Annotated in this window: 14 protein-coding genes and 1 pseudogene; 5 read left to right on the top strand and 10 right to left on the bottom strand. The window is 64.0% G+C overall.

The features are described from left to right. The 4 genes from ACIGJE_RS27755 (at window position 1) to ACIGJE_RS27740 (ending at window position 8237) form a co-directional block, all read left to right on the top strand. Window positions 1-1971: a MacB family efflux pump subunit gene (locus tag ACIGJE_RS27755; protein WP_483680980.1), complete on the top strand. Its 1971-nt coding sequence runs from the start codon at window positions 1-3 to the stop codon at window positions 1969-1971. A 326-nt stretch (window positions 1972-2297) separates the two neighbouring features. Further along, entirely contained in the window at window positions 2298-3518 is a 1221-nt protein-coding gene (locus ACIGJE_RS27750) for an efflux RND transporter periplasmic adaptor subunit (RefSeq protein WP_311943524.1), read from the top strand. Window positions 3519-3530: 12 nt separating this feature from the next. Then, window positions 3531-6677, top strand: coding sequence for an efflux RND transporter permease subunit (locus tag ACIGJE_RS27745; RefSeq protein ID WP_483680978.1), 3147 nt, complete (start codon window positions 3531-3533; stop codon window positions 6675-6677). A gap of 54 nt (window positions 6678-6731) precedes the next feature. Then, complete coding sequence (locus ACIGJE_RS27740) at window positions 6732-8237, top strand: efflux transporter outer membrane subunit (protein ID WP_483680976.1); 1506 nt, start codon at window positions 6732-6734, stop codon at window positions 8235-8237. A 46-nt stretch (window positions 8238-8283) separates the two neighbouring features. Here the strand turns inward: ACIGJE_RS27740 and ACIGJE_RS27735 are convergent, their stop codons facing one another. The 3 genes and pseudogenes from ACIGJE_RS27735 to ACIGJE_RS27725 form a co-directional block, all read right to left on the bottom strand. After that, window positions 8284-8958 carry a redoxin domain-containing protein gene (locus ACIGJE_RS27735; RefSeq protein ID WP_367624571.1) on the bottom strand — a complete coding sequence of 225 codons (675 nt, stop codon included), beginning with the start codon at window positions 8956-8958 and terminating at the stop codon, window positions 8284-8286. 188 nt (window positions 8959-9146) lie between these two features. After that, on the bottom strand, window positions 9147-12230 hold the full coding sequence (locus tag ACIGJE_RS27730) for an ATP-binding protein (protein WP_483681186.1): 3084 nt from the start codon (window positions 12228-12230) through the stop codon (window positions 9147-9149). A 30-nt stretch (window positions 12231-12260) separates the two neighbouring features. After that, a pseudogene (locus ACIGJE_RS27725) lies at window positions 12261-12386 on the bottom strand (double zinc ribbon domain-containing protein); the annotation flags it as partial. A gap of 485 nt (window positions 12387-12871) precedes the next feature. On the opposite strand from ACIGJE_RS27725, the gene ACIGJE_RS27720 reads away from it, so the two are divergent. Beyond that, window positions 12872-16108 carry a cyclic nucleotide-binding domain-containing protein gene (locus ACIGJE_RS27720; RefSeq protein WP_483680974.1) on the top strand — a complete coding sequence of 1079 codons (3237 nt, stop codon included), beginning with the start codon at window positions 12872-12874 and terminating at the stop codon, window positions 16106-16108. A 55-nt stretch (window positions 16109-16163) separates the two neighbouring features. Here the strand turns inward: ACIGJE_RS27720 and ACIGJE_RS27715 are convergent, their stop codons facing one another. The 7 genes from ACIGJE_RS27715 to ACIGJE_RS27685 all read right to left on the bottom strand — a co-directional run bounded on the left by ACIGJE_RS27715 (window position 16164) and on the right by ACIGJE_RS27685 (window position 25601). Beyond that, complete coding sequence (locus tag ACIGJE_RS27715; RefSeq protein ID WP_311943537.1) at window positions 16164-17000, bottom strand: peptidoglycan-binding domain-containing protein; 837 nt, start codon at window positions 16998-17000, stop codon at window positions 16164-16166. A 79-nt stretch (window positions 17001-17079) separates the two neighbouring features. Further along, window positions 17080-17919, bottom strand: a complete 840-nt coding sequence (locus ACIGJE_RS27710; RefSeq protein WP_068284329.1) for a hypothetical protein — start codon at window positions 17917-17919, stop codon at window positions 17080-17082. A gap of 216 nt (window positions 17920-18135) precedes the next feature. Further along, window positions 18136-19215, bottom strand: coding sequence for a peptidoglycan-binding domain-containing protein (locus ACIGJE_RS27705; RefSeq protein ID WP_311943541.1), 1080 nt, complete (start codon window positions 19213-19215; stop codon window positions 18136-18138). Between the two features lie 96 nt (window positions 19216-19311). After that, window positions 19312-21945 (bottom strand): type VI secretion system ATPase TssH, encoded by a 2634-nt coding sequence (gene tssH, locus ACIGJE_RS27700; protein ID WP_311943544.1) that lies wholly within the window; start codon window positions 21943-21945, stop codon window positions 19312-19314. Window positions 21946-21947: 2 nt separating this feature from the next. Continuing rightward, on the bottom strand, window positions 21948-23081 hold the full coding sequence (gene tssG, locus ACIGJE_RS27695; RefSeq protein ID WP_415084469.1) for a type VI secretion system baseplate subunit TssG: 1134 nt from the start codon (window positions 23079-23081) through the stop codon (window positions 21948-21950). After that, a complete protein-coding gene (gene tssF / locus ACIGJE_RS27690; protein ID WP_415084467.1) occupies window positions 23078-25042 on the bottom strand; it encodes a type VI secretion system baseplate subunit TssF in 1965 nt (654 codons plus the stop codon). The genes tssG and tssF overlap by 4 nt, the downstream gene beginning before the upstream one ends. Window positions 25043-25046: 4 nt before the next feature. Then, window positions 25047-25601 (bottom strand): type VI secretion system baseplate subunit TssE, encoded by a 555-nt coding sequence (locus tag ACIGJE_RS27685; RefSeq protein ID WP_322432232.1) that lies wholly within the window; start codon window positions 25599-25601, stop codon window positions 25047-25049. Window positions 25602-25707 lie beyond the last annotated feature (106 nt).

The following is a 25707-nucleotide window of genomic DNA, read 5'->3' as shown; positions in this document are numbered from 1 at the left end:
ATGGCCTCGCCCCTGATCCTCCTTGAAGGCGTGCGCCGCGACTATCCCTCCGGTGAGGGATCGGTCGTCGCACTGGACGATATCGACCTGTCGATCGAGGCCGGCGAGATGGTTGCCATTGTCGGTACTTCCGGCTCCGGCAAGTCGACGCTCCTCAACATTCTCGGCTGCCTCGACCGGCCGACCGGTGGCAGCTACTGCGTCGCCGGGCGCGATACGGGCTCGCTCTCGGCGGACGAGCTTGCAGCGCTCAGGCGCGAACATTTCGGCTTCATCTTCCAGCGCTACCACCTGCTGGCCGAAATGACGGCCATCGGCAATGTCGAGATGCCGGCGATCTATACCGGCCTGCCGCCGTCGAGACGACAGACGCGAGCGCAAGCGCTGCTGGACCGCCTCGGCATGGCCGATCGCCTCGACCACCGCCCCACCCAGCTCTCCGGCGGTCAGCAACAGCGTGTCTCGATCGCTCGGGCCCTGATGAACGGTGCCGGTGTAATCTTCGCCGACGAGCCGACCGGTGCCCTCGATAGCGCCAGCGGCACGGAAGTGCTGCGCATCCTGGACGAGCTCCACGCCAGCGGCCAGACCATCGTTATCGTCACGCATGACATGGCAGTCGCCCGGCGCGCGGAACGCATCATCGAACTTCGCGACGGCGCCGTGATCTCCGACAGGCCCAATCGGCGGGCGCAGCAAGCCGAACCGACGGGGGCCGATATCGGCTTCGGCGAAAGGGCGCAGGCGCCCGCATCGCCGTGGCGGGTACGGATCGACCAGTTTCGGGAGGCCTTCCGGATGGCCTTGCGGTCGATGAATGCCCATCGCCTGCGGACGATCCTGACCATGCTCGGCATCGTCATCGGTGTGGCTTCCGTCATCGGCGTCGTCGCGCTCGGGGCGGGCACGCAACAAAAGGTCCTGGCCGACATCAACAGCCTCGGCACCAACACATTGGAAGTGTTTCCCGGCAAGGACTTCGGCGACGTCCGCTCAGGCAAGATCACCACCCTCGTGCTCGCCGATGCCCAGGCGCTCGCCGGCCAACCCTATATTGCCGCCGCCTCCCCCACGGTCTCGACCAGCAAGACCCTGCGCCTGGGATCAATCGAGGCCACCGCGCAGGTCAACGGCGTCGGCGAGGACTATTTCGCCGTGAAGGGGACCCAGCTCGCCGCCGGCGCCTTTTTCGATGCCGATAGCGTCCGCCGGATCGCCCAGGACGTGGTGATCGACGACAACACCCGCAAGGCACTGTTCGCCGGAGCCTCGGCCAGCCCGATCGGGCGCATCATCCTGGTCGGACAGGTGCCCTGCCGCATCGTCGGCCTGACCCGCCCGCAGCAAGGCGGGTTCGGCTCGAGCGCCAACCCATCGGTCTACCTGCCCTACACCACGGTTCAGGCCCGCTTCCTGGGCACGACGTCCCTGCGCAGCATCACCGTGCGCGTCGTCGACGACGCGCCGACCGATCGCGCTGAGCAGGCGGTCACCGCCCTCCTCGCCGCCAGGCACAATGCGAAGGATTTCTTCATTCTCAACACGGACGACATCCGCCGCACCATCACCAGCACCACAGAGGTCCTGACGCTGCTGGTGGCAGCCATTGCCGGCATCTCGCTGGTGGTCGGCGGCGTCGGCGTCACCAACATCATGCTGGTATCGGTATCTGAGCGCATCGCTGAAATCGGCGTGCGCATGGCCGTCGGAGCCCGCCGTAGCGATATCCTGCAACAGTTCCTGATCGAGGCGGTGCTGGTTTGCCTGATCGGCGGCATGATCGGCATCGGCCTGGCACTCGGCCTCGGCGCCATCTTCAATATCGTCAGCACGGCCTTCAGCCTGCGCTACTCCACCACCTCGATCATCATTGCCTTCCTGTCCTCGATGCTGATCGGCATCGTCTTTGGCTACATGCCGGCACGCAACGCCTCCCGCCTCGATCCCGCAACAGCCCTGGCCCGGGAATAGTCTGGTGCCGATCCTTCAAAAGCACACCGCCTTGGCGCTTAAAATCGTCTCTTCACGCACCATTCCATATAGTTTTAGAAAATTATCGCATATATATTCAACAATTTATACCAATACATGGAGTACATTTCATATATACTTTAATTTATATTCAACCACATTTACTAAAATTGCGCCTACCCGTTTCGAGCCCATTGGCAAGACTGTCGATCGGGCAAGCGCTTAACTGCAATGCCTTGTAGCACAACAGATTGGGTCCGATCCTGATGTCGGCAACTTCATCCCTCATCCGATACCCTCGCCATGCCTCGGGTGCCTTCCGCACCATGCGCATGCTCCGTCGAGCCAGCCTCCTGTCCATTTGCATCCTGGCCGCTGGCTGCAACCAGGAGCAGCAGGGGAACCAGCCGCCCGCCGGCGCCGTCCGGCCGCAGGTCAGCGTGGTCACGCTCCATCCGCGCGCCGTCGCCATCACGGCGGAACTGCCGGGGCGTATCGGCGCGTCGTTGACGGCAGACGTCGTCCCGCAGGTGACCGGCATCATCAAGACGCGCCTGTTCAAGGAGGGTACCGAGGTCAAGGCCGGCGATCCGCTCTATCAAATCGACCCTGCCAGCTACCAGGCAAGCTATGACAGCGCCGAGGCAACCTTGCAGAAGGACCAGGCCGCCATTCCCAGCGCCCAGGCCAAGGTCGACCGCTATCAGAACCTCATCAAGCAGAACGCCGTCAGCAGCCAGGACCTCGACGATGCCCGCGCCACGCTGGCCCAGGCCAAGGCCGATGTCGCTGCCGCCAAGGCCGCCTTGGAGACGGCCCGCATCAACCTCGACTACACCACGATGAAAGCGCCGATCAATGGCCGGGTCGATGCCTCCACCATCACCGAGGGTGCGCTGGTCAGTTCAGGCCAATCGACCGCGCTGACGACGATCCGCCAACTCGATCCGATCAATGTCGACGTGACGGAATCCAGCACCAACCTGCTGAACTTCCTGGAGGCAGTGAAGTCGGGCCGGATCAAGACCGCAGGCCCGGACATCTCCGTCAAGCTCAAGCTGGAAAACGGCACGACCTACGCGCATTCCGGCACGCTTCGTTTCGTGGAGGCCAATGTCAGTACCACCACCGGCACCTTCACTGTCAGGGCCGAATTCCCCAATCCCGATCGCCTGCTCCTGCCGGGCATGTATGCCCGCGCCATCCTCGAGGTCGGTCTGGCCCAGGACAGTTTCCTGGTGCCGCAGCGGGCCGTCAGCCACAACACCAGGGGCGAGGCGACAGCAAGCTTCGTCGGCAGCGACGGCAAGGTCGTCCAGCGCGTACTCTCGATTCAGCGCAGTGTCAGCAACAACTGGCTTGTCGATGCCGGCGTATCGGACGGCGACAGGGTGATCGTCGAAGGCACCCAGCTGGTACGGGCCGGCCAGGACGTGACGGCCACCGAGGTGAGCGTGGACGATGCCACCGGCGATATCCGCCCGCTCTCCCAGAGCTCGGCCCTCGACAAGCCACCGGTCGCTTCGGCACCGGTCCGGGCCGAATAGGGCTGCATCGACATGTCGCGCTTTTTCATCAACCGTCCGATCTTTGCCTGGGTCATCGTCATTTCGGTGATGCTCGCGGGCATCCTGGCCATTACCACCCTGCCGATCGAGCAATATCCGCAGATCGCGCCCCCCTCGGTCTCCATCAGCGCCACCTATTCGGGCGCCGATGCCCAGACCGTCGAGAACTCGGTGACCAAGGTCATCGAGCAGGGTCTCACGGGTATCGACAATCTCGATTACATCACCTCGACCTCGACCTCCTCGGGCAGCGCCTCGATCACCGTGACCTTTACCAGCGCGGCCGATCCCGATGTGGCGCAGATGCAGGTGCAGAACAAGCTGCAACTGGTAGAGGCTCAGCTGCCGCAGACCGTGCAGAACACCGGCATCACCGTCGCCAAGGCCTCCACCGGCTTCCTGATGGTCGTCGCCTTCGTCTCCACCGACGGCAAGATGACGGCCACGGACGTCGCCGATTACGTCAAGAGCAACCTCAACGACACGCTGTCGCGCGTGGAGGGGGTCGGCACCACCACGCTGTTCGGAGCCGGCTATGCCATGCGGATCTGGCTCGATCCGGACAAGCTCGCCAAATATGCGCTGATGCCGAGCGACGTCTCCTCGGCAATCGAAGCGCAGAACACCCAGGTCGCCGCCGGCCAACTCGGCGACAATCCCCAGCGCAAGGGCCAGCAGCTCAACGTCACCGTAACGGCCCTGAGCCGGCTGCAGACCCCCAGGCAGTTCGAGAACATCATCCTCAAGAGCGCAAGTTCGGGCTCGATCGTCCGCCTGAACGACGTTGCGACGGTAGAGCTGGGGGCCGAGAGCTATACCAGCAACTCCAAATATAGCGGCAAGCCCTCGGCCGGCCTGGCAATCAGCCTGGCGACGGGCGCGAATGCCATCAGCACCTCGAATGCGGTCAAGACGACGATCAACAGCCTGGCCCAGACCTTCCCGGAGGGCCTCAAGGTCTACTATCCCTACGACACGACGCCCTTCGTGCTGCTGTCGATCGAGGACGTGGTCAAGACGCTGGCGGAAGCCATCGTCCTGGTCTTTCTGGTGATGCTGCTGTTCCTGCAGAACATCCGGGCCACCCTCATCCCGACGCTTGCGGTCCCGATCGTGCTGCTCGGTACCTTCGGCATCCTCGCCTTGTTCGGCTATTCCATCAACACGCTGACGATGTTCGCCATGGTGCTCGCCATCGGCCTTCTCGTCGACGACGCCATCGTCGTGGTCGAGAATGTCGAGCGCGTCATGCAGGAGGAAGGCCTGGGGCCACGCGAGGCGACGTTGCGCTCGATGGACGAGATCACGGGCGCCCTGATCGGCGTCGCCACGGTGCTCTCGGCCGTCTTCGTGCCGATGGCCTTCTATTCGGGTTCGGTGGGTGTGATCTATCGCCAGTTCTCGGTGACCATCGTCTCGGCCATGGTGCTCTCGGTACTGGTGGCTCTCGTTTTCACCCCGGCGCTCTGCGCCACCATCCTCAGGCCTCCCAAGAACCACGCTACCCAGAAGGGCTTCTTCGGTCTTTTCAACCGAGGCTTCGACCGCAGCGCGCAGGCCTATCGCAAAGGCGTTGGCGGCGTTCTCGCCCGGCCCTGGCGCTTCCTCTTGGTCTTTGTCGCCATCGCCGGCGGCATGCTCTTCCTGCTCGATCGCCTGCCCAGCTCCTTCCTGCCGGAGGAGGACACCGGCGTGGTGATCACCAGCGTGACGCTGCCGCCGGGCGCTACGCAGGACCGCACTGAAAAGGTGCTGGCTGAGGTTACCAACCACTATCTGAAGGACGAGAAGGCCTATGTCGAAGGCGTCTTTTCCGTGGTCGGTTTCGGCTTCGGTGGTTCGGGTCAGAATGTCGGCCTCGCCTTCATTCCGCTGAAGGATTTCAGCGAGCGGACAGATCCCAATGGCAAGGCGCAGGCGATCGTCGGTCGCGCCATGAAGGCCTTCTCGCAGATCCGCGACGGCAATGTCTTCGCCCTTACGCCACCGGCCGTCACCGGCTTCGGCAATACCAGCGGCTTCGACTTCTACCTCCAGGATCTCAACGGCGCCGGGCACGACAAGCTCATGCAGACACGCGACCAATTGCTCGGCATGGCGGCCAAGAGCCCCCTCATGGTCGGCACCCGCCCCAACGGGCAGGAGGACACGCCGCAATATTCGGTTGCCATCGACCAGGAGAAGGCCAGCGCTCTCGACCTCAGCCTGTCCGACATCACCGCCACGCTGTCCACCGCCTGGGGCGGCACCTATGTCAACGACTTCATCGATCGCGGCCGGGTCAAGAAGGTCTACATGCAGTCAGCCGCGGATTTTCGCATGCAGCCGGAGGATCTCGGCCGCTGGTTCGTCCGCAACACCGACAGCGCGATGGTGCCCTTCTCGGCCTTTGCCAGCGGCAAATGGAGCTACGGTTCACCGCGCCTGGAACGCTATAACGGCGCTTCGGCCGTCGAGATCCAGGGAGCGGCCGCCCCCGGCGTCAGCTCGGGTGACGCCATGAACGCGATCGATGCCATGGTGGCGCAATTGCCGCCGGGCTATCGTCACCAATGGACCGGCCTGTCCGCGCAGGAACGCCTGTCGGGCAGCCAGGCGACGCAGCTCTACCTCATCTCCGCGCTGGTGGTGTTTCTTGCCCTCGCCGCTCTCTATGAGAGCTGGTCGATCCCCTTTGCCGTGCTGCTCTCCGTGCCGCTCGGCATCTTCGGCGCCGTCCTGGCGGCCACGGTGTTCGGCCAGTCCAACGACGTCTATTTCAAGGTCGGTCTGCTGACCACGATCGGCCTCGCGGCCAAGAACGCCATCCTGATCGTCGAATTCGCGATGGAGCAGCAACAGGCCGGCAAGAGCCTGATCGAAGCGACGCTCGACGCATCTCGCCAGCGACTGCGCCCCATCCTGATGACGTCCCTCGCCTTCATCCTGGGCGTGACGCCTCTGGCGGTGGCCTCGGGTGCCGGCTCCGGCAGCCAGAATTCGATCGGCATCGGCGTGATGGGCGGCATGCTTGCCGCCACGGTGCTCGGCATCTTCTTCATACCGCTCCTGTTCGTCGTGGTTCGGCGCCTCTTCTCGCGCCGCCCCTCGCAGACACAGGAAAGTCTCGACTCCAATTCAGCCGCAGGAGCGATGTGAATGCAGTCCCTTAGTCGATCGGCGTCGGATATGTCGCCTGCGGGTCAGTCCTCCATGGCATCGCGGAGCGAGCCCAAACGGCCTCTCCGGTCGCTCCTGCAGGTCGCGGCACTTCTTACTGCCACTGTCATGCTCTCCGGCTGTGCTGTGGTCGGCCCCGACTACAAGACCCCCAGCCTGGCCACGCCGTCACGCTGGAGCGGCGCCGACGCGAGCCAGCAGCGGCGCAAACCCGAGCTCTCGCAATGGTGGCGACGCCTCAATGACCCTGTCCTCGACGGACTGATCCAGGAGGCGATCGCCGACAATCTCGACGTGGCTACCGCCAAGGCCAAGATCCGCGAAGCTCGGGCCAGCCGACGCGAAGCGATCGGCGGTCTCTATCCCTCGCTCAGCGGCTCGGGCGATGCGTCACGCAGCCGGGTTGGCGGGACTTCCACAAGCGGCGCGGGCAGGACGAGTACCTCCAACGCCTTCAGTGCGGGTCTCGACGCCAGCTGGGAACTCGATTTGTTCGGTGCCAACCATCGCAATGTCGAGGCAGCGAGCTACGGCGTCGACGCGGCGGAAGCCGATCTGCGGGCCACGCTGGTCACGCTCGTCGGCGATGTCGCGACCGCCTATGTCGATGCGCGCGGCTACCAGGCCCGTATCGCGCTGGCGCGGCGCACCGTCGCCTCCCGGCGCGAGACCGTCGCGCTGACCCGCACCAAGCTCCAGGCCGGCTCCGCCTCGGCAGTCGATGCGGCCAATGCCGAGGCGGAGGCGGCTTCGACCGCCGCCGACATCCCCCTCTACGAACAATCCTTCGCGCAGGATGTGCATCAGCTCAGCATCCTGCTCGGCCGTGAGCCGTCGGCGCTGGCGGAACGCCTCAAGCGGGCCAGGCCCATCCCCATGCCGGGACGCCCCCTGCCAACCGGCATACCGGCCGACATCCTCTCGGCTCGGCCCGACATCCGCGCCGCCGAGCGCCAGCTCGCCCAATATACGGCCAAGGTCGGCCAGGCCGAGGCCGCTCTCTACCCCAGTGTCAGTTTGACGGGCTCGCTCTCGACCTCCGGCACCAAGATCGGCGACCTTGCCAAGAATTCCTCGATCAGCTGGTCGTTCGGCCCCACCCTGACCGTGCCGATCTTCCAGGGCGGCCAGTTGCGCGCGGCGGTCGAGGTCGCGCAGGCCCAGCGCGACCAGTATTTCATCGCCCTGCGTTCCACCGTGCTCACCGCTCTGCAGGACGTCGAGGATGCGCTCGTCAACCTCGCGACCCAGCGCCGAAACGCCCAGCAACTCGGCCAGGCGGTGAAAGGCTACCAGCAGGCGGCAAAGCTCTCCCACACGCTCTACCAGGTCGGCTCGCAGAGCTTCCTCGACGTGCTCACGGCCGACCGCTCGCTCTACTCGGCACAGGATTCGCAAATCCAGAGCCAGGTGGCGATCACCAAATATTATGTCGCCCTGGCCAAGGCGCTGGGCGGCGGCTGGGACGGAGCGATCGACAGCTCGAAGCCGGCGGTGGTGGACACCAACACCGGCCCCCACCTGGCGGGCCGGGAATGAATGCCGGCGCCGGAGGCGCGCCAAAGCGAGGCTTCTCCCCGGCCCGTCAGTGCAGCCGGCCGGCCCCCTGCCCGAGCAAGGTCTCGGCCGCCGCGACGATCTCCTGGGTGGACGGGAATTTCCCCAGCCCCGCCAGTCCCTCGCTGCATTCTATATGGGTCCAGCGCACCAGCCCGTCGCTGTCGATGAGAAACTGGGCCTTCAGCTGAGGCCATTGCCGCTCCATGTCGGCATGGTCGGTCGGGTTCTCGACATAGCCGTCGAGCTTGGCCAGTGCATCGGCAGCCTGCCGCACAGGCAAAGGTTCGGGCAGATCGCCGGTAGGATTGACTCGGAGCTCCGCCAGGGCCGCCATCAGGTCGGGTGTCGGCACCGGCTTGGGGACGCCATAGGCCCGATGCGTCGAGAGCCCCGGATCGGTGGCGATGCGCAGACGGCTCGGGCGAAACTTGAAATAGAGACGTGCATTTTCAAGCTCGGTTGCAACGATGCCAAGCGTCTCGACCCCCAATGCCTGCAATTGAGGGCCCGCAGCCGCCATCTGCGCGATCGACCTGCGGCAGAATGGACACCAGAGTCCGACGAACAAGGCAAGGAACAGCGAGCTCTTGCCGCGATAGTCGGCCAGCGACACGGTCCCCGATCCGTCGAGGGCGGGCAGCGAGAAATCCGGCGCAGGTTCGCCCGGGGCAACCGGCACCTGTATCGGCTGCATGTTCATGCAAAACCCCTTTCATCTCGAGGCGGAACGCGTTGTCTTGAAACGGTTTTCGGCTTTTTGCCCTTCGCTTCGAGGCACTTCGGATTCAGGGTGTCTCGATCAAGTCACTGAGCGCTCAAGCCAAAATATCGCGTTGAAAAATGAGATGCCGGCTTTCGGCAGAAACGCGGCGACGACACGCAATCGAGCTAGCACAGAAACGGCAGAACCATCAGGGCATCCGGTTCGAGGCCGGCACGCTGACAGACCTCTTCCGACTTGGCCAAGTATAGCGCGGCTTGGTCCTGGTTCCCAGCATCCAGATGGAGCGTGCCCAGACCGTCATAGCAGGGAAACAGGAATTGCGGCTCACCCATCTGCTCGGCCAGGCGCAAGGCCTCCTCATAGGATGCGAAGGCAAGCGCGTGCTCGCCCCGGCACTGATAGATCTGGCCGAGAATGATCAGCGGCGCCGCCAGATGGTCGAGCAGACCCAGCCGACGGTCGAGATCGACCGCCATTTGCGCCGCCTTGACGCCTTCCGCCTCGCACCGATCCGTCAGGGCACAATAGGCGACGGCGAGATTGGCATAGATGCGGGATTGGAAACCGAGATCTCCCACCTTCTTGGCGGTTTCCAATCCGCGCAGGCAGGTCGCGATGCTGCGCTCGGGATCGAAGGTGCTGTAGAGCACGCCGAGATTGGTGTAGCCGCGGCAAGCCGACTGCAGCAGATGGTGATCCTCGGCCAGCCGGACGCTGCGCTCGATCTGCTCCACGGCGACCGCCGGCCGGCCGGTCCGTGCCAGTGCCACGCCCATCGTATTGTAGGCCTGGACGCGTATCGCCGCCAGTTCACGCATGCGGTCCGGTTCGGGATCGACGCCGGCATTCCGATCCGCCTCGGCCAGCGCCCGTTCCGCCCAGCCAATCGCTCCCTCATTGTCGCCCGCACGGAAGGTGAGCCGCCCGACCTCCTGGAACAGTTGCGCGCGCTCTGGCAAATAGCCTTCGTCGCCGAGCAAAGCGAGGCCCTGCATGAAACAGGCCCTGGCACCTTCTCGGTCACCCGCCTCCCAATGCAGGCCGCCGATCTTGCGCTGGAGCCGGGCTGCTCCCACCCGATCGCCTGCGGCCTCGAGCGCCTGGCGCACTGCCTCGTAGTGATCCGCCGCCTCGGTTCGCCGCTCCGCCAATGCCAGGAGATCCGCCAGCCGTTCCCGCGTGGCCAGGATGTCATTCTCGCAGTCCCGGCAATCGGCCAGCGTACGCAGGGCCCGCTCATAGTGCCGGATGGCGTCTTCATTGGCGTAGACCGCACGGGCCCGATCGCCGGCCGCCATGAGATAGCGCGCCCCCTTGACCCTGTCGAAACTCAGGCTCCAGTGATGCCCCAGCGCTTCGAGATCGCCCAATCGCTCGGGCTGGCTGCCCACGGCACGTTCGAGCGCGAGGCCCGCCCGTTCATGCAGTTCCGTCCGGCGGGAGAGGAGCAGATTGTGATAGGCGGCTTCGTGGATAAGCGCATGGGTGAAGCGATGGCTCCCGCCCTCGCCCTCGACCCGGCAGACAAGACCAGCTTCGGCGAGGCGCCGGAGCACGGCGCCGACGGCAGCCGGTTCCGCGGCGACATCGCCGAGAAGGGTCTGCTCGAACACCATGCCGAGCACGGCGGCGGCGTACAGCACGCGCCGCTCCTCGACGGCCAGGCCGTCGACGCGTGAGAGCAGCAGCCCCTGCAGGGTTGGCGGCACCTCCTCGGCGTCGAACGGAGCTGCGCGGATCCAGCGATCGCCTTCCCTTTTGAGGACACCCCTGGCCACGAGGCTTCGAACGATCTCCTCCACGAAGAGAGGGTTGCCACCCGCCCGCCGGGCGACGAAGGTCCGGATATCCTCGAGCGCACCGCCATCGGCCTCACCGAAAAGTGCGCCGACGAAGGCCCGCGTCTCATCCGCCGAGAGCGGGTCGAGGTGAAGGCTCGACTGCAGGGCCCGGGCGAGGTGCAAGGGCGGCCTGCCGGGGCGATGCGACAGCACGATCATCAGGCGCCGATCGGCAAGATGGTCGGCCACGTCGCACAGGAGATCCACCGAGGCCGTGTCAGCCCAATGGAGGTCTTCGACGACGATGAGCAAATGCCCCTGATCGAGGCGCCGGTCGATCAGCATCCGTGCGGCTAGCGCAATCTGGCGTTTCAGCTGTTCCGGCGCAAGGTCGCCCGGCGGCTCGCCCTCCACGCCCAGCATGTAGTTCAGGACCGGTGCGAAGGCCTCCGTCATGTCGGCCTGGGCACCGAGCGCGACGAGGCCCGCGGCCAGTTTCCGGCTCGCCACTTCGAGCGTGTCGTCACGATGCACCTGATAGGCTTCGCGGAACAGGGCAGCGAAGACGCCATAGGCGGGCTCGCCCAGGGACGAGCAGGCGGCACGGCGGACAGCGCCGCCGGCAAGCTTTCCCTGCGCTTCGAGCGTGGCAAGGAATTCGGCAATCAGCCGCGATTTGCCCGAGCCGGCTTCCCCAACCAGAGTGACGACCTGGGCCGATCCGGCCTGCACCCGCTCGAAGAGCGCGACGAGCCGTGCCAGTTCCGCCTCGCGGCCGACCATCCGGCTTTCCAGCCCATGCACGGCCAGCCCTCGTCCGGACGCCGGCATGGCCAGGCGCCCGGTCAATCGATAGGCTGCCACGGGGGCCGCCTTGCCGCGCAAGGTCAGGTCGGGCACGGGCTCGAAGCCGAAACGATGCCGGGTCAGCGCTTGGGTCGCTTCGGAGACCAGGATGGCCCCCGAGGCCGCCGCCAGCAGGCGGGCCGTCGTATTGACGGTGTCGCCGGTCACCGCATAGGTCGCGCCGGCGGCCTGGCCGAGATGCCCGGCCACGACCAGACCGGTGTGGACGCCGATATGGAGGCTCACCGGCTGGCCGAGGCGCCCCGCCCAGCACGCATCGAGGCGGACTGCCTCGACGGTCATGTCCAGTGCTGCGTCGAGAGCCCGCTCCGGGTCGTCCTCATGGGCCAGGGGCGCTCCGAACACTGCCAGCACGGCGTCGCCGACGAACTTCTCCACGAAACCCTGATAGTGCGCCACCACATTCGCCAGCGTTTCGAACAGGGCGTTCTGGAAGGCCCGGACGTCCTCCGGGTCGAGGCGCTCCGCAAGGGCGGTAAAACTGGAGACATCGGCGAAAAGCACCGTCACCTGCCGCCGATTGGCCTCGGGACGATCGAGTGTCCCGGTTGAGGCGACCGCATCGACAGGGGGCACGGGCGCAATGTCGGCGGCAGGCATGCCTGGGGTACGTGCCGTTCCGCAGCGCGGGCAGAAGGCGAAACCCGGCTCGCAGACAAAACCGCAATTCGCACAGGGTGTTGACTGCGATCGCCCGCAATGCGGACAGAACGCGAAATCCGATGCCAGTTCCAGACCGCAACCCCTACACGCCATGGAACGATCCGCCGCGGGTGAAACGAGCGTCCTACCCTGCCTTCGGCCACAAGCCCGGCCTCGGATCCGATGGATCGGACGTCGTCAGCGGAAGACAACCTATCTTCCTGCTCCAAAGTCAGGATTTTACTCACTTTTCCCGATCTTGGGCAGCCCATACCTGCACAGCAGGCTTCGTCTTTGTCAGGGCCTGCGGTCGCCGGGCGCCAGCCCGTCCGGCGGATATCCGGACATGCCATGGGGAGTTCGAACTGGGGAGCGGACGGGACTGCGCGGCAAGTTCAGGGCATGGGATCCTCCTTTGTTCGGAAGAGGTAGATACAATTGTCGACGGGCTCGCTATAAATTTGAAATGCCTCAATCCATAAGATAAATTCAATATAATCATTCGTTTACTTGGACTTTCGACTTCGGACGACGGTTGAAAAGGCGTCGATCGAGTTGCGTGGACTGTCGGTACGAGGTTCCCGGTGAAGCGAGCATTCATGGCGACCACATCGCCCGGCGGGCCGGCCCGGAAACTTGCCGAGCCGGCAGCGGCCGGCAAAGGGTTGCCACCCCTGTTTTCCTACATCTGGCAGAACAGCCGCCGGCAACAGGTCGTCATTCTCCTTGTCGTACTCGCGTCCCTGCCTTTCTATTTTCTATCGCTCGACCTGCCACGCAGCATCGTCAACGACGCCATCCAGGGACGCGCTTTCCAGCATGGCATCACCGAGGCTCCGCTTTTCGCCTTCAACCTGGCCTTGCCGGCCTTCCTGGGAGGCGGCAGCCTGCACTATCCCGGCATGACGTTCTCCCGCATCGCCTATCTGATGGTGCTGAGCTCGGTGTTCATGCTGCTGGTGCTGATCAACGGCGCCTTTCGCTATGTCATCAATATGCAGAAGGGCAAGCTCGGCGAGGACCTGCTGCGCCGCCTGCGCCTGGATCTCTTCAACCTGCTGCTGCGTTTCCGGCCGGAGGCGGTCCGCAATGTCCGATCGGCCGAAGTCGCCACCATCATCCGCGACGAGGTCGAGCCCATCGGCGGCTTCGTCGGCGATGCCTATATCCAGCCCGCCTTCCTCGGCAGCCAGGCGCTTACCGCGCTTGGCTTCATCCTGCTGCAAAGCCCTCTTCTCGGCCTACTGGCCGCGGCGATGGTACTGGTGCAGGGTGCGGTCATCCCGCGTCTGCGGCGCGAGCAGCTCAGGCTCGGGCGCCAGCGCCAGGCGCGCTCGCGCTCGCTTGCCGGCCATATCGGCGAGATCGTCGACGGCATAGGCGAGGTCAGCAATCACGGCACGGCCGCCTATGAACGGCAGAAGGTTACCGGCCTGCTCGATGAACTGTTCTGGATCCGCTATCGGCTCTACGGCCGGAAGTTCATGGTGAAATTCATCAACTCCGTGCTGGCGCAGGTAACGCCTTTCCTGTTCTACGCGCTGGGAGGGTATTTCGCCCTGCGCGGTTCGCTCGACATCGGCCAGCTCGTGGCGGTGATCGCCGCCTATCGCGACCTGCCGCCGCCCATCAAGGAACTGATCGACTGGGACCAGCAGCGCCAGGATGTCGAGGTCAAATATGAGCAGATCCTGGAACAGTTCTCCCTGGCCGAACTGCCCGAACTCGCTGGTGAGACACCGGACCTGGCCGCCGGCGGCGCCATCGCGATCGAGGCGCTGAGAGTGCGGGCGCCGAGCGGCGACGTCCTGCTCGACAATGCCAACCTGGTCCTGCCCCTAGGTGCGCATGTCCTGCTGACGGGATCCCGAGGCGAAGGCTTCGTCACCCTGGCCCAGCTTCTCGCACGCCGCCTGACGGAATTCGACGGTAATGTGCGCCTTGCCGGACAGGATCTCGCTGCCTTTTCCCCGGGCTGGATCGGGCAAAATCTCGGCTATCTCGGCCCTGATTTCGTGATTTTCGGGCGCTCCATCCGCGAGAACATCGTCTACGGCTTGCGCGGGGCGCCCATCGGGCAAGACCTGCCGCTTCCAGCCGATCAAGGCGACCGTCAACCCGGCCATGGGCCTGGCCCCCACAGCGAGGGGGAAGCTGCAGCCCCTTCCATCGATCTGCGCAGAGCTGGCGCAGCCGATGCCGGCGAGCTCGACGACATGATCATCGCCCTGCTGCGCGAAATCGGCCTGGCGGATGCCATCTATGGCTTCGGGCTCTCGCGGAAATTCGACGCCGAACCCGATCGCGATCTCGCCCAACGCCTCATCGACTGCCGCCGACGCCTCGTCCGGGAACTCGAGGAAACCCATCTGGCAGACCTGATCGAGCCTTTCGATCCGACCCGCTTCAATCGCTATGCCACCATCGGCGAGAATCTGTTCTTCGGCGTTCCGGTTGCCGAAGGTGCCATCGAGATACTGATCGAGGACCCGGAAATTGCCGCGCTGCTCGCAGAAGGAGGGCTCGACGACAGCCTCGTTGCCCTGGGGCTGAAAGTCGCCGCGACCATGGTGGAAATCTTCTCGCAGATCTCCAGCGATCACGCCGTGTTCGAGCGCTTCTCCTTCATCTCGTCGAGTGAGCTGCCGCGCTTTGCCGAGATTGCTTCTCGCGCCGGCACACGCGGCGCGGGCACACTCGCTTATCCGGAACGCCGCTCCCTGCTCCTTCTGGCGCTCCACTATATCGAGACCCGCCATCGGCTTGGGCTGCTCACTGCCCCCCTCGCCGAAGAGATCGTGCGAACCCGCGGACGGATCATGGCCCTCGATCCGGCCCGGTTCGCCGGGATGCTCGAATTCCATGCTCCCGATCGGCTCTGCCCCGCCGCGCCGCTGCGCGACAATCTCCTGTTCGGGCGTATCGATCATGCCATGGCGCATGCCGAGGAACGGGTCATGGTGACATTGCACAAGGTCGTGCATGATTGCGGCCTTGATCGGATCATCTACCAGCTCGGTCTCAACCAGGAGGCCGGCCCCGGCGGGCGCCTGCTACTTGCGGCCCATCGATGTGCCCTTGCCCTGGCTCGCTGCCTCGTCAAGCGCCCCAGAATTCTCATCCTCGATCAGCTCGACCTGATGTTCCCGGAGGGTCAGCGCGCCACCATCCTGGAGATGGTGCGTCGGCGCATGGAGGGCCGCACGCTTATCGTCGCCATGCGCGATGCCCCCCCGCGCGACCCGTTCGATGTCGTGGTCACGACCCGCGGCAACCGCATTGAATCCGTGTCGAAACCTTCTGCGCCCTTGGCCGTCCAGGAGACAGCGCCGGAAGCGCCGATCGAGGAGCTCGCCGAGATCCAGGCCCTGCGCGACGTACCGATGTTCGCAGCTCTCGACACGCCGCGGCTGAAATTGATCGCCTTTACCTGCGAGCGCATCTCCTTCGAACAGGACCAGATCCTGTTCCGCCAGGGAGACCTCGCCGATGCAGCCTATATCATTCTCTCCGGCACCGTCGACGCCTTCATCGAACTTGCAGGCGAGAGACTCCTTCTTTCGACCACGGGACGACATTCCATCGTCGGCGAAATGGGCCTGATCAGCGGCGCGCCCCGCTCGGCTACCGTGGTGGCAACCACCGAGGTCGCGGCCTTGAAGATTGCAAAGGACATCTTTCTCAATCTCCTCGCCGAGTTGCCCTCGGTCGCGCTCGTGGTGATGCGCGACCAGGTAAGACGGCTGGTGATTGCGGAGGAACGCCTGACCCGCCTGCTGCAACACCCGTCGACGTCTTCCCGAAATCCGGCAAGCTCCGGAAACCATCGCCCCTGACGATGATGGCGGGTTCGATCCTGCATAGCCTCGTCGTAAACCCGCTCCAGATCCATCAAACCGCGCGGCAGACCGGCGAGCTGCGGATTTGCTTCAGCTGTTTTTCCGTCAGCGCCAACGGCGTCGGCCCGTTGCTCGAAGTTGCGAACATCAGGTTGCGCGTACTGCCCGAATGCACCGGTGCGAAGGAACTCGTCAGCATCACGTGCCCGATCTCATGCGCCGGATCCCAGCGCGAGCAATCATGCGTGACGGCGCAGGCCGGCTTGCCCGTAGCATGGCCGCCGCAGCCCAGTACGTTGTTCTCCTGGAACCTGTTGACGAAGAACAGCTTCACATCATTGTTGGGGACGGGCGTTCCGAGCGCGTGGAGCGCTGCGAACTCGCCCGAATCCATCTGCCAGGTGCAGTTCTGGCCCACCACGTTGAAGCGGTTCTCTTCGTCCTGCGTCAGGCCGAGCGACTCGCCGGAGGCGAAGAAGATCTCGATGCCATATTGGGCATAGACGGCCTGGGCGCTCGACAGGATGCGCTCGAACGGCACGTCGCTCAGGGCCAGCGACCGGAAATGCACCCGCACGCGATGCTTGAATCCGCCGATCTGCTTGTCGATCTCGCGTATCGTCGCCTGCCCGAGCTTGCCATCGTCGGCAAGAGGCGGGTTGCGCCGCTGGAACGCCTTCACCACCGATTCCGTTTCGATGCCGTAGACGCCGTCGGGGCTGTAATCCTGGCTCTGGGTCGAGACTGGCATGGCGAAGCCGAGATCGATCAAGGCCATCTGCAGGAGATGGACATGACGGCCGGACATGCCGCGCAGCAGAACGTCGTTGCCGGCCTCGATGCGCTGCAAAGAGGGTTCATTCTTGAAACGAACGGATGTCAAAGCCATGATGGCCTTCCTTCTCGCTGTCTGCTTGACGATGTTTCCGAACAATTCCAAGCACTATCCAGGTCTTCGACATGGCAGATCAGGACCATCCGTGCGGCTCTTCATCATTCGGGCGCTTGAAGATGTATCTGAAGGAATCAACCGGCTTGACGTTGCTTCTGGCTGCCCAGCCGATGCCATAGGCCTTTTCCGGCCCCTGGACGATGGAATAGGCCTTCGCCTCCTTCGAATAGTGGACTTCCTCGCCGCCATACCAGCCCCATTCGACCAGCTGGATGTTCGCTGTCGAACCACTGACGGTGCAGGAGTCGATCAGGGCGATATGCTCATAGGGTGAGGCAGCACAATGGGTGACGACCACATCGCCCTGCTGGATATCCTCGATCCTGGTCCGGCGCCGGGCGGTCGAGGCATAGGCATCGATGGAGGCCGAGGGGCTGCCGCCATAATAGTTGCCGACCAGCCCATTGCAGTCGAGCGTGATGAAATCCGTCGCATAGGCCTGGGCCGTCGCCCGGGCGCAGGGCTGTCCCGCAACATCCTTGCCAGTGCCGATACGGCCGATCGCATAAGCGAGGCGGAGCGTGTCGATGATCTCGTCGGGGCTGCCCTTACCGACAAAGGCCTGGATGAAGGTGGTGGCGTAGAAGTCCTCGGTCGGCTGGATCAGGCCGAGCGGCTGCTGGTCGAAGAAGAACTTGGTCCCGCACGGCTTGTTGACATTGCCATGGTGGGCCATCCGGAGCGCCGCCGTGAAGGCGGCATGCTCGCGCTGCATCACCTGGCCGGTGCCGGCCTTGCCGTTTCGGAAGTCCCAGCCCGAACCGTACATGCTGATACCAGCCGAGATCAGCTCATTGTTGAGCGGGCTGTAGAACTTCAGATAGGTGTATCGATCCAGATATTCTTTTGGTGTCACATCGCCCCCTCTGCCTTCGATGGACTGAAAAAATACTTCCAGTGCAACTATGCGTACCTGAATAGATCTATCTACTTCTGATCTTACTCTCCACGGCACCAACAGCACATCCTGCGAATAAGGGATGGCGGCGGCGTGGTCGGCGTCGCGCAGGACGCCTTACGAATTCCAGGCCATATCGCCATCATGTCGAACTGTGGCGGTACCAGGCGGCCATCAGGTGCCACAGCCGTTGTTTCGATTCTGCCTGGGCAGATAAGCGGGTTGCATCGCGACGATGAACCATTCGTAGCAATAGGGGTTCATCAGGGCTTCCTCCGAGGAGGTCACGTTTGGATCGCCCAGATGGGGCGTCACGCAGAAGGGATTGTCCCCCGTACCTGGATGCCCGTTTGCGCGAAAGATCGTATGGCAGCGCTCGTGAGCCACGGTCACGGCCCTATCATCCTGCGTTGGCATGATCTGCTCATCGAAATAGTGGCGTGTGAAGCGGACGGTCTCGTCCTTTGGATTGCGCGCATCGACAAAGGCGGCAAAGAAGCTCAGGGGCGAACCGCGAAAGGTTCCCATCGTGTAGAATTCGCGTCTGAACGGGCGGTCCAGGCTTGCCTGCAGGTTGGCGTAATTCTCCAACAGAACGGAGAAACTGAGCTGATCGGAGATATCGCCGGCCTGCTCCGGCAGCCCCTTGAAGCCCGAGAATTCCCGTGTCAGTCGTTGCACGACATCCGCTGGCGCGGGCAAATCGTCTTCCCGGAAAGAGTTGATATGGAAGACGTTGAGTATCTTTAATTTCGTCTCATAGTAAAGGTAGTTGCGCGGCATGATAACCAAGCCACCGTCCTTGCCTATCCCGCCAACCAGACGAAGCCTCGCGACCACGTTGGCTACCATGACCTTGGCTCGGGCAATATCGTCCTTGACCAACGCCTTCTGGTCGTCCTTGAAGAAGAAATAGTCCGGATCGTCCTTTTCCTTTTCAACGAGTTCGCCGTCGATCTTTGCCATCGTCATCTTGCCAACGATGGAATCCGGGCTTTGTTGATAGGTGTGGTTGATGACTTCCTTGCCCTTGCGCGATTTGTAGGCCTTCACCGTCTTCTCGGTGGTCTCGCCATATTTGGCATCGCTCAGTTCGGCACGTTCGATATTTGCCTCATCGAACAACTGCATGAGCGCACGCTGGACCTTGGACACGTGCTCACCGGACGCTCCGCGCAGGATGTGGGCCGGATCGGAAACCGCCGCGGCCTCGAGCCTGCTGTCGCCACCGAAGCTCTTCGACTGTAATGCCATCGCCTTCTCCTGGACTTTTCGAGAGGTGCCTGTACCCGACCGGCCTGATGCATCGCTGGCTTGGCTGAGGATTCCTAGGCGGCAGAGATCCGCCGCTTAACACACTGCATAAGAGAACTCCCCGTTCTCCACCCCCACCCTGGCTTCCTCGATCTGCTGCCCCGCGATGGCCTTACCGAGAATCTGCTGGGACAGCGCCGGCAGCAGCGTGTTGGTGACGATGTTGTCGACCATGCGCCCCCCCGAATCCGGATCGTTGCACTGGGAAACGATCTTCTCGACCACGGCATCGTCATAGCTGAACCTGGCGCCGTGATTGTCGCGGATGCGCTTGCCAATGCGATCAAGCTGCAGGCGCACGATGGCGCCCAGCATGTCACCGGACAGCGGGTAATAGGGAATGGTGACGATGCGCCCCAACAGCGCCGGCGGGAAGACCTGCAGGAGATGCGGCTTGAGCTCGACCGCCAGCGCCTCCGGATCGGGCTTTTGCGCGCCGTTCGCCGCGGCATCCATGATCATGTCGGTGCCGGCATTGGTGGTGAGGATGATCAGCGTATTCCTGAAATCGATGCGCCGGCCCGAACCATCCTCCATCACCCCCTTGTCGAAGACCTGGAAGAAGATTTCGTGCACGTCGGGGTGGGCCTTCTCCACCTCGTCGAGCAGCACCACGCTATAGGGCCGGCGGCGCACGGCCTCGGTGAGCCGGCCGCCTTCGCCATAGCCGACATAGCCGGGCGGTGCCCCCTTCAGGGTCGAGACCGTATGCGCCTCCTGGAACTCCGACATGTTGATGGTGATCATGTTCTGCTCACCGCCATAGAGCGCCTCGGCCAGCGCCAGCGCCGTCTCGGTCTTGCCGACTCCGGACGGGCCGGCAAGCATGAAGACGCCGATGGGCTTGTCGGGATTGTCGAGCTTGGCGCGGTTGGTCTGGATGCGCCGGGCGATCATCTTCAGGCCATGATCCTGGCCGACCACGCGCCTGGCCAGAATGTCGCCGAGATTGAGGATGGTCTCGACCTCGTCCTTGACCATGCGGCCGACGGGAATGCCGGTCCAGTCCGAGACCACCGAGGCCACGGGCTGCTCGTCGACATAGGGATAGACCATACGTTTTTCGGGATCGATGGCGGCAAGGTCGGCCATGATGCCGGTGAGCTTGCCGCGAGCCGCATCGGCGCCCTCCCCGCCTTCGGCGATAGCACGGCGGGCCGCCATCAGCTCGGCGACAACAGCCTTCTCCTCGCCCCAGGCCTTCTCCAGCGACGCCAGCTTCTCCCTGGCGGCAGTGATGGTCTCCGTCACCTCGCCGATGCGTTTCTCGTCGGCATTGCCGACATCGCGTTCACGCTCCAGGGCCTTCAACTCGCGCTCGCCTGCCTCGATGGCGACGCGCACATCCTCGACCGCCGCCGGCGTCGCATTCTGTGAGACCGCCACGCGCGCGGCCGCCGTGTCGAGCAGGCTGACAGCCTTGTCCGGCAGCTGGCGCGAAGGGATGTAACGGCTCGACAGCTTGACGGCGGCGACCACCGCGGCTTCCGAGATATGGACGTTGTGATGCTTTTCCATCGGCGCCAGCAGGCCGCGCATCATGTTGCAGCACTGCTCGATGCCGGGCTCGCCGACATTGATCGGCTGGAAGCGGCGGGTCAGCGCCGGATCCTTCTCGATGTGCTGGCGGTATTCCGACCAGGTCGTCGCGGCGATCGTCCTCAGCGTGCCCCGGGCCAAAGCGGGCTTGAGCAGGTTGGCGGCGTCCCCCGTGCCAGCCGCACCGCCAGCGCCGATCAAGGTATGCGCCTCATCGATGAACAGGATGATCGGTATCGCCGAAGCCTGGACCTGGTCGATCACCGAGCGCAGGCGCTGCTCGAACTCGCCCTTCATCGAGGCGCCGGCCTGCATCAGGCCGATGTCGAGCGCGTAGAGCTTGTTGCCCTTGAGCGGCGGCGGCACGTCGCCGGCCGCGATGCGCTGGGCAAAGCCTTCGACCACCGCGGTCTTGCCGACGCCGGCCTCGCCGGTGAGGATGGGATTGTTCTGCCGCCGGCGCATCAGGACGTCGATGACCTGGCGGATCTCCTCGTCGCGGCCGACGATGGGATCCATCGTACCGCTGGCGGCGCGCTCGGTCAGGTCGACGGCGTAGCGGTCGAGAGCGCTGGTACCCTTGGCGGCAGGCCCTGCCTCCCCGCCCGCTCCCTTGGCGACCGGTCCCGAGCCGTCCATCGGACGCATGTTTTCTTCGGCAGATTGCTGCCAGATCTTGCGATGTTCGTTGGTGAGTTGCTCCACGTCGATCAGACGGAACTGCTTGGACAGGCCGTTGAGCGTGCGCGCCAGGCGTGGCTCCTTCAGGATGGCGGTGAGCACATGCCCGGTGCGCACCTGGGTTTCGCCGAACATCAGGGTGGCATAGTTCCAGCCCTGGCTGAGCGCGTCGAAAATGTCGTCGGAAAAGCCCGGCAGCTCGGTCTTGTTCATGGCAAAGCCGGCGGTGACGGCATTGAGGTCGGCCGAGAGCCGGCCGGCATCGAGTTTGAAATGAGTAACCGTCAAGGCAAGGTCGCTGCGGTCGGCCTGCAGCACCGCCTGCAGCCAATGTGCCAGTTCCAGATTGCGGTTGCCCGCTCCCTGCGCCAGGCGAAAGGCCTGCATGAAGCTGTCATAGCCGAGCGGATTGAGCTTGCCGGTGAGGACTTCGAGGCTGACATCGGCCATGGCTACGACCCTTTTTTCGGTTTGCGACGCCGCTCAGCGCGGATCTCGGCGGGATGGAAATGGCAGTCCCAGCGCATGCGATCGGATGCAGGATCGGCAGCCCCCTTCCTGCCCATCCAGCAGGTCCATCCCAGGCGGCCGAAGCCGCCAAGCTGGGCGGGTTTGGTCTTGCTTTCCGCCAGGCCGAATTCGACGTCGTAGATGAAGGTTTCACCGAGATAGAAGCGGATGATGTCGGCGAGGGGCTCGAAATGAAGGCCATCGGGCAGGAAGGTCTCCAACTCGTCGAGATTGGCGACTTCCAGCCTGATGCGGAACTTGTCCTTGAGGCTGTAGGCCGAGCGGCCGATGATACTGTCGACGCCGAGCGCACAGCTGCCTGCTGCCAGCACGGCCTGCTCGCGCGCCTCGAGCGGCAACCACACCCCAACGAATTCCTGCACCTCGACCTTGGCATCGAACAGCCAGCCGAGCATGCCCTCGATGCGCGAGGCGCTCTTGATCGCCGGCGCCATCAGGCCGGCCAGTGCCAGCTTTGAGAAATCATGCAGTTGGCCGCGCCCGCGCATGGCCGGCGTGCCGATGCCGATCATGGCGCCGAGATAGGTGAGGAACTGGTTTTCCTCTGGCCGGTCCGCCTGTACGGCCGGCCGGGCATTGGCCCAGGCCCGGAAGAACAATTGCTGGAAGCGGTTGTTGAAGATGTCGAGGAAACGCGCGAAAGCCACGTCGCGCATATTGGCCCAATGGGTCGCTTCATAGCTGGTGTGCAGCGGCAGGGCGCCCTGCGGCCCCAGCATGCCGAGGAAGCGACTCTCGACCGCGGCAGGACCTCCCTCGGATGGGGCAACGTGGCTGACGTTGTCGTCGGAAAAATCGATGTGGGGCTGCTGGCCTAGCTTCGCTACCGCTTCGGCCGAGGACGCACTCTCGCCGATGCGCGGCTTGGCACCTGCCAGGTGCTCGAGGCGGCGCAGAAGGTCGAGGAAGTCTCGACTGCCCGGCTCCTGAGCAAAGGGCGATTTATCCGAACCGCCCTTTTTCTCTAACTCGTTGTTGTGGCGCACTTTCTCAACCGAAAAGTCTATCGGCTCTTCCGGAAAACGCTCCTGCGGAAGGTCGGGAGGCGTGCTCATAGCTGCTGCCGCCGCCCGAGCTGCGCCGGCCAGCGCATGATCTCGCCGCGTTCGGTCGAGCGGATCACGGTCTCGACCACGTTGTTCAGGCCGACGAATTCGGTGAGAAAACGATCGAGGATGGCGCCGAGCAGAAAAATGCCGCTGCCTTCGAAATGCTTTTCGTCGAGTGTCACCGTGACTTCCAGCCCGCGCACCACGCCCGCGCCTGTGCGTTGACGGATGCGCCGGGTGATCGGCCTGCTGTCGACGGCAATGACGCCCTGGATGCGTCGTTCGATGGCCGCGCTGCCGCGCGTAGCGAAGAGCGAGAGGATCTCGCGCAACGACGCGGCCGAATCCCGCGTACCATAGCCGGAGAGCCCGAGATGATTGAGGCTGAGCATGCTGATCAGCCGCCAGGCCGAGGTACCGCCCGCGCCATGCTGGCCGCGTGCCTCCGGATCGGTGGCGATGGAATCGCGCGGCAGGGTCGGTCCGACCACGCAGTCCACCCTCAGCGTGGTCTTGTCTTCGAGAATGAAATCGGCCCCTCCCTGCCCAACCGGCAGATGTTCGGTGAGGTGGCGGTTGGAGCACAGCGCCCGCAGGCTGAGTTCGGCGACGTGGAGGCCATCAGGCCTGTCGCGGTGATTGGTGAGCGTGACGAACATGTCGCTGCCGACATATTGCGTCGGCTGAGCATTGCGCCGTTCCTCCTGCGAGCGGCGGCGGGGCAAGCGCCGCACGGTATAGAACATCGTCTGGGTGGCGGAGACCCCGAGCGGCGGAGCGGCGTAGAGCGGATAGACCTCCATCTTGTCACCGCTGCCGGTGACGTGGGCATGCATCCGGATCAGGCGGTGGGCCTCGAAATCGAGATGACGCGAGCGATCGGTGACGACATGGTACTCATGCTCGTTGTCCTTCACGGGCACGCGCGCCAGCTGCATCTCGAAGAGGTTGGAGCCAGCGGCGGCGTAAAGGGCGAAGCTGTCGGCCCTCACCACGGATTGCAGCCGGCTGTCACCCTGGCTGAAGGCGATGACGATATCGCAGCGATTGGTGCGGATCGCCGAGAGGACAGGCTTGAGATTGGTGAGCTTGAAGCCGAGGAATTTCGCCGGCAGTACGAAATATTCGCGCAGGAGATCGAAGCCCCTGAACACCCGCCGGTCGGACGGAAACAACGGTTCGTCGGGCGCAAAGCCGATCTGGGCCAGGCAGCTCCTGGGCAGCGGCAGGATGACGGGATCGCCGGCCTCGTCGAGATAGCGAACATAGATGCCGGTGGTGGCGCCGAAGAGCTGCTCGTAGAGCCTGACGGCATCGCCCTCCTGGCCGATGATATGGAACGTAAGCTCATCGGTCCGGCAGTTGGCAAACCAGCAATCGGGCCGCTGTGCCACCTGCTTGTCGGCCGGCTCGGTGAGGCGGTCGGCGGCGGAGCGCCGCAACAGGGACAGCCTGAGGCCCGCCTGGCTGGTGGGGCCAGCCTCGATGCCGAGAGCCTGCAGCGTCGCCGGCCCGCTCAGGAATTCGGCCTGGCCGAGTTCGAACGGCCACAAGGTGATCTCGCTGGCGAGGCGATATTTGCAGGCAATCCGGCGTTCACGCTCGACGAAGCGCGCATCGGCATAGGAGCCGGCGGCGATCTTCATGCCATCCTTGAGATTGGGGTCGCCATAGGGCGGCTCCACCCGCAGCAGCGCTGCCGATGGCACCGGCGCCAGATAATCGGGCACGAGCTGGTCGAGCAGATTGTCGGTGAACTCGGCATATTCATGCTTGAGCTTGAGCTGCACGCGGGAGGCCAGATAAGCGGTGCCTTCGAGCAACCCCGCAATCATCGGGTCGGTGTTGTTCTCCAAAAGCCCACCCAGGCGCTCGGCAACACCGGGAAATTCAGCCGCGAACTGCCTGGCTTCCTCCTTGAGAATGCCAAGTTCACGATTGTAGAGCTCGAGAAATTCACGGTTCATGGCATCACAATTTGAAGACTCTGATCTTGCCGCTCTCCACCTCGACGTCCGCCACGAACTCTATCGGGATATCGGTGGGCGTCGACACCATTTCGGCGCTGATGTGGAACCTCAGTTGGCCGGAAGCGCTATCGTCGAGCGGCTCGCCGGATATGGTGACCGTGCCGGGTACCAGCCGGCAGTCATAAAGCTCCAGCCTCTGCTTGAGCAGATGGGCGACCCGTCGCGCCGCCTCGGGACTGGCAACGATCGCGGTCAGATCCGGTACGCCGAAATTGAGGATCGAGGCCGCCACGGCGTCGAAGCCGTTGAGATCCTCGATCGCCGCCAGCTCGACGGTGTTGAGCAAGGAGGCAAGGTCCTCGCCCAATTCCGAACGCAGCACGGTCTCGCCGACGGCCGAACGCGGTGAGGTGCGCCGCCCGGCAATGACCCGCTCGCCGGCATCGTTGCGATTGTCGATAGGCTTGGCGGCATCGCGCAGGCGGAAAGCCTCCCGAAAGGCATGCATGATGGGAGGTACGAAACGATCGCTCTTGACGGCACGGAAACGGCTCAATGGATCTTCCACATGCTGGAGCGTCTCGAGCCGAACCTCGAAGACGCGTCGAAACAAGGAATTGGTCCCTCAGTCGTGTTTTCGGCGTCGGTGATCGCCTAGCCGT

The organism is Labrys sp. E2SS-1L, assembly GCF_057073705.1.
Note: the sequence above shows the minus strand (reverse complement) of the source record. Positions and strands in the feature narration are given on the sequence as shown.

What these genes read in the sequence shown, in the direction of transcription:
- ACIGJE_RS27720 (WP_483680974.1), top strand. Translation starts at nt 12,872, where the DNA reads ATGGCGACCACATCGCCCGGCGGGCCGGCCCGGAAACTTGCCGAGCCG.
- tssH (WP_311943544.1), bottom strand. Translation starts at nt 21,945, where the DNA reads ATGGCCGATGTCAGCCTCGAAGTCCTCACCGGCAAGCTCAATCCGCTC.
- ACIGJE_RS27750 (WP_311943524.1), top strand. Translation starts at nt 2,298, where the DNA reads ATGCGCATGCTCCGTCGAGCCAGCCTCCTGTCCATTTGCATCCTGGCC.
- ACIGJE_RS27755 (WP_483680980.1), top strand. Translation starts at nt 1, where the DNA reads ATGGCCTCGCCCCTGATCCTCCTTGAAGGCGTGCGCCGCGACTATCCC.
- ACIGJE_RS27735 (WP_367624571.1), bottom strand. Translation starts at nt 8,958, where the DNA reads ATGAACATGCAGCCGATACAGGTGCCGGTTGCCCCGGGCGAACCTGCG.
- ACIGJE_RS27730 (WP_483681186.1), bottom strand. Translation starts at nt 12,230, where the DNA reads ATGCCTGCCGCCGACATTGCGCCCGTGCCCCCTGTCGATGCGGTCGCC.
- ACIGJE_RS27705 (WP_311943541.1), bottom strand. Translation starts at nt 19,215, where the DNA reads ATGGCATTACAGTCGAAGAGCTTCGGTGGCGACAGCAGGCTCGAGGCC.
- ACIGJE_RS27745 (WP_483680978.1), top strand. Translation starts at nt 3,531, where the DNA reads ATGTCGCGCTTTTTCATCAACCGTCCGATCTTTGCCTGGGTCATCGTC.
- ACIGJE_RS27740 (WP_483680976.1), top strand. Translation starts at nt 6,732, where the DNA reads ATGGCATCGCGGAGCGAGCCCAAACGGCCTCTCCGGTCGCTCCTGCAG.
- tssG (WP_415084469.1), bottom strand. Translation starts at nt 23,081, where the DNA reads ATGAGCACGCCTCCCGACCTTCCGCAGGAGCGTTTTCCGGAAGAGCCG.
- ACIGJE_RS27715 (WP_311943537.1), bottom strand. Translation starts at nt 17,000, where the DNA reads ATGGCTTTGACATCCGTTCGTTTCAAGAATGAACCCTCTTTGCAGCGC.
- tssF (WP_415084467.1), bottom strand. Translation starts at nt 25,042, where the DNA reads ATGAACCGTGAATTTCTCGAGCTCTACAATCGTGAACTTGGCATTCTC.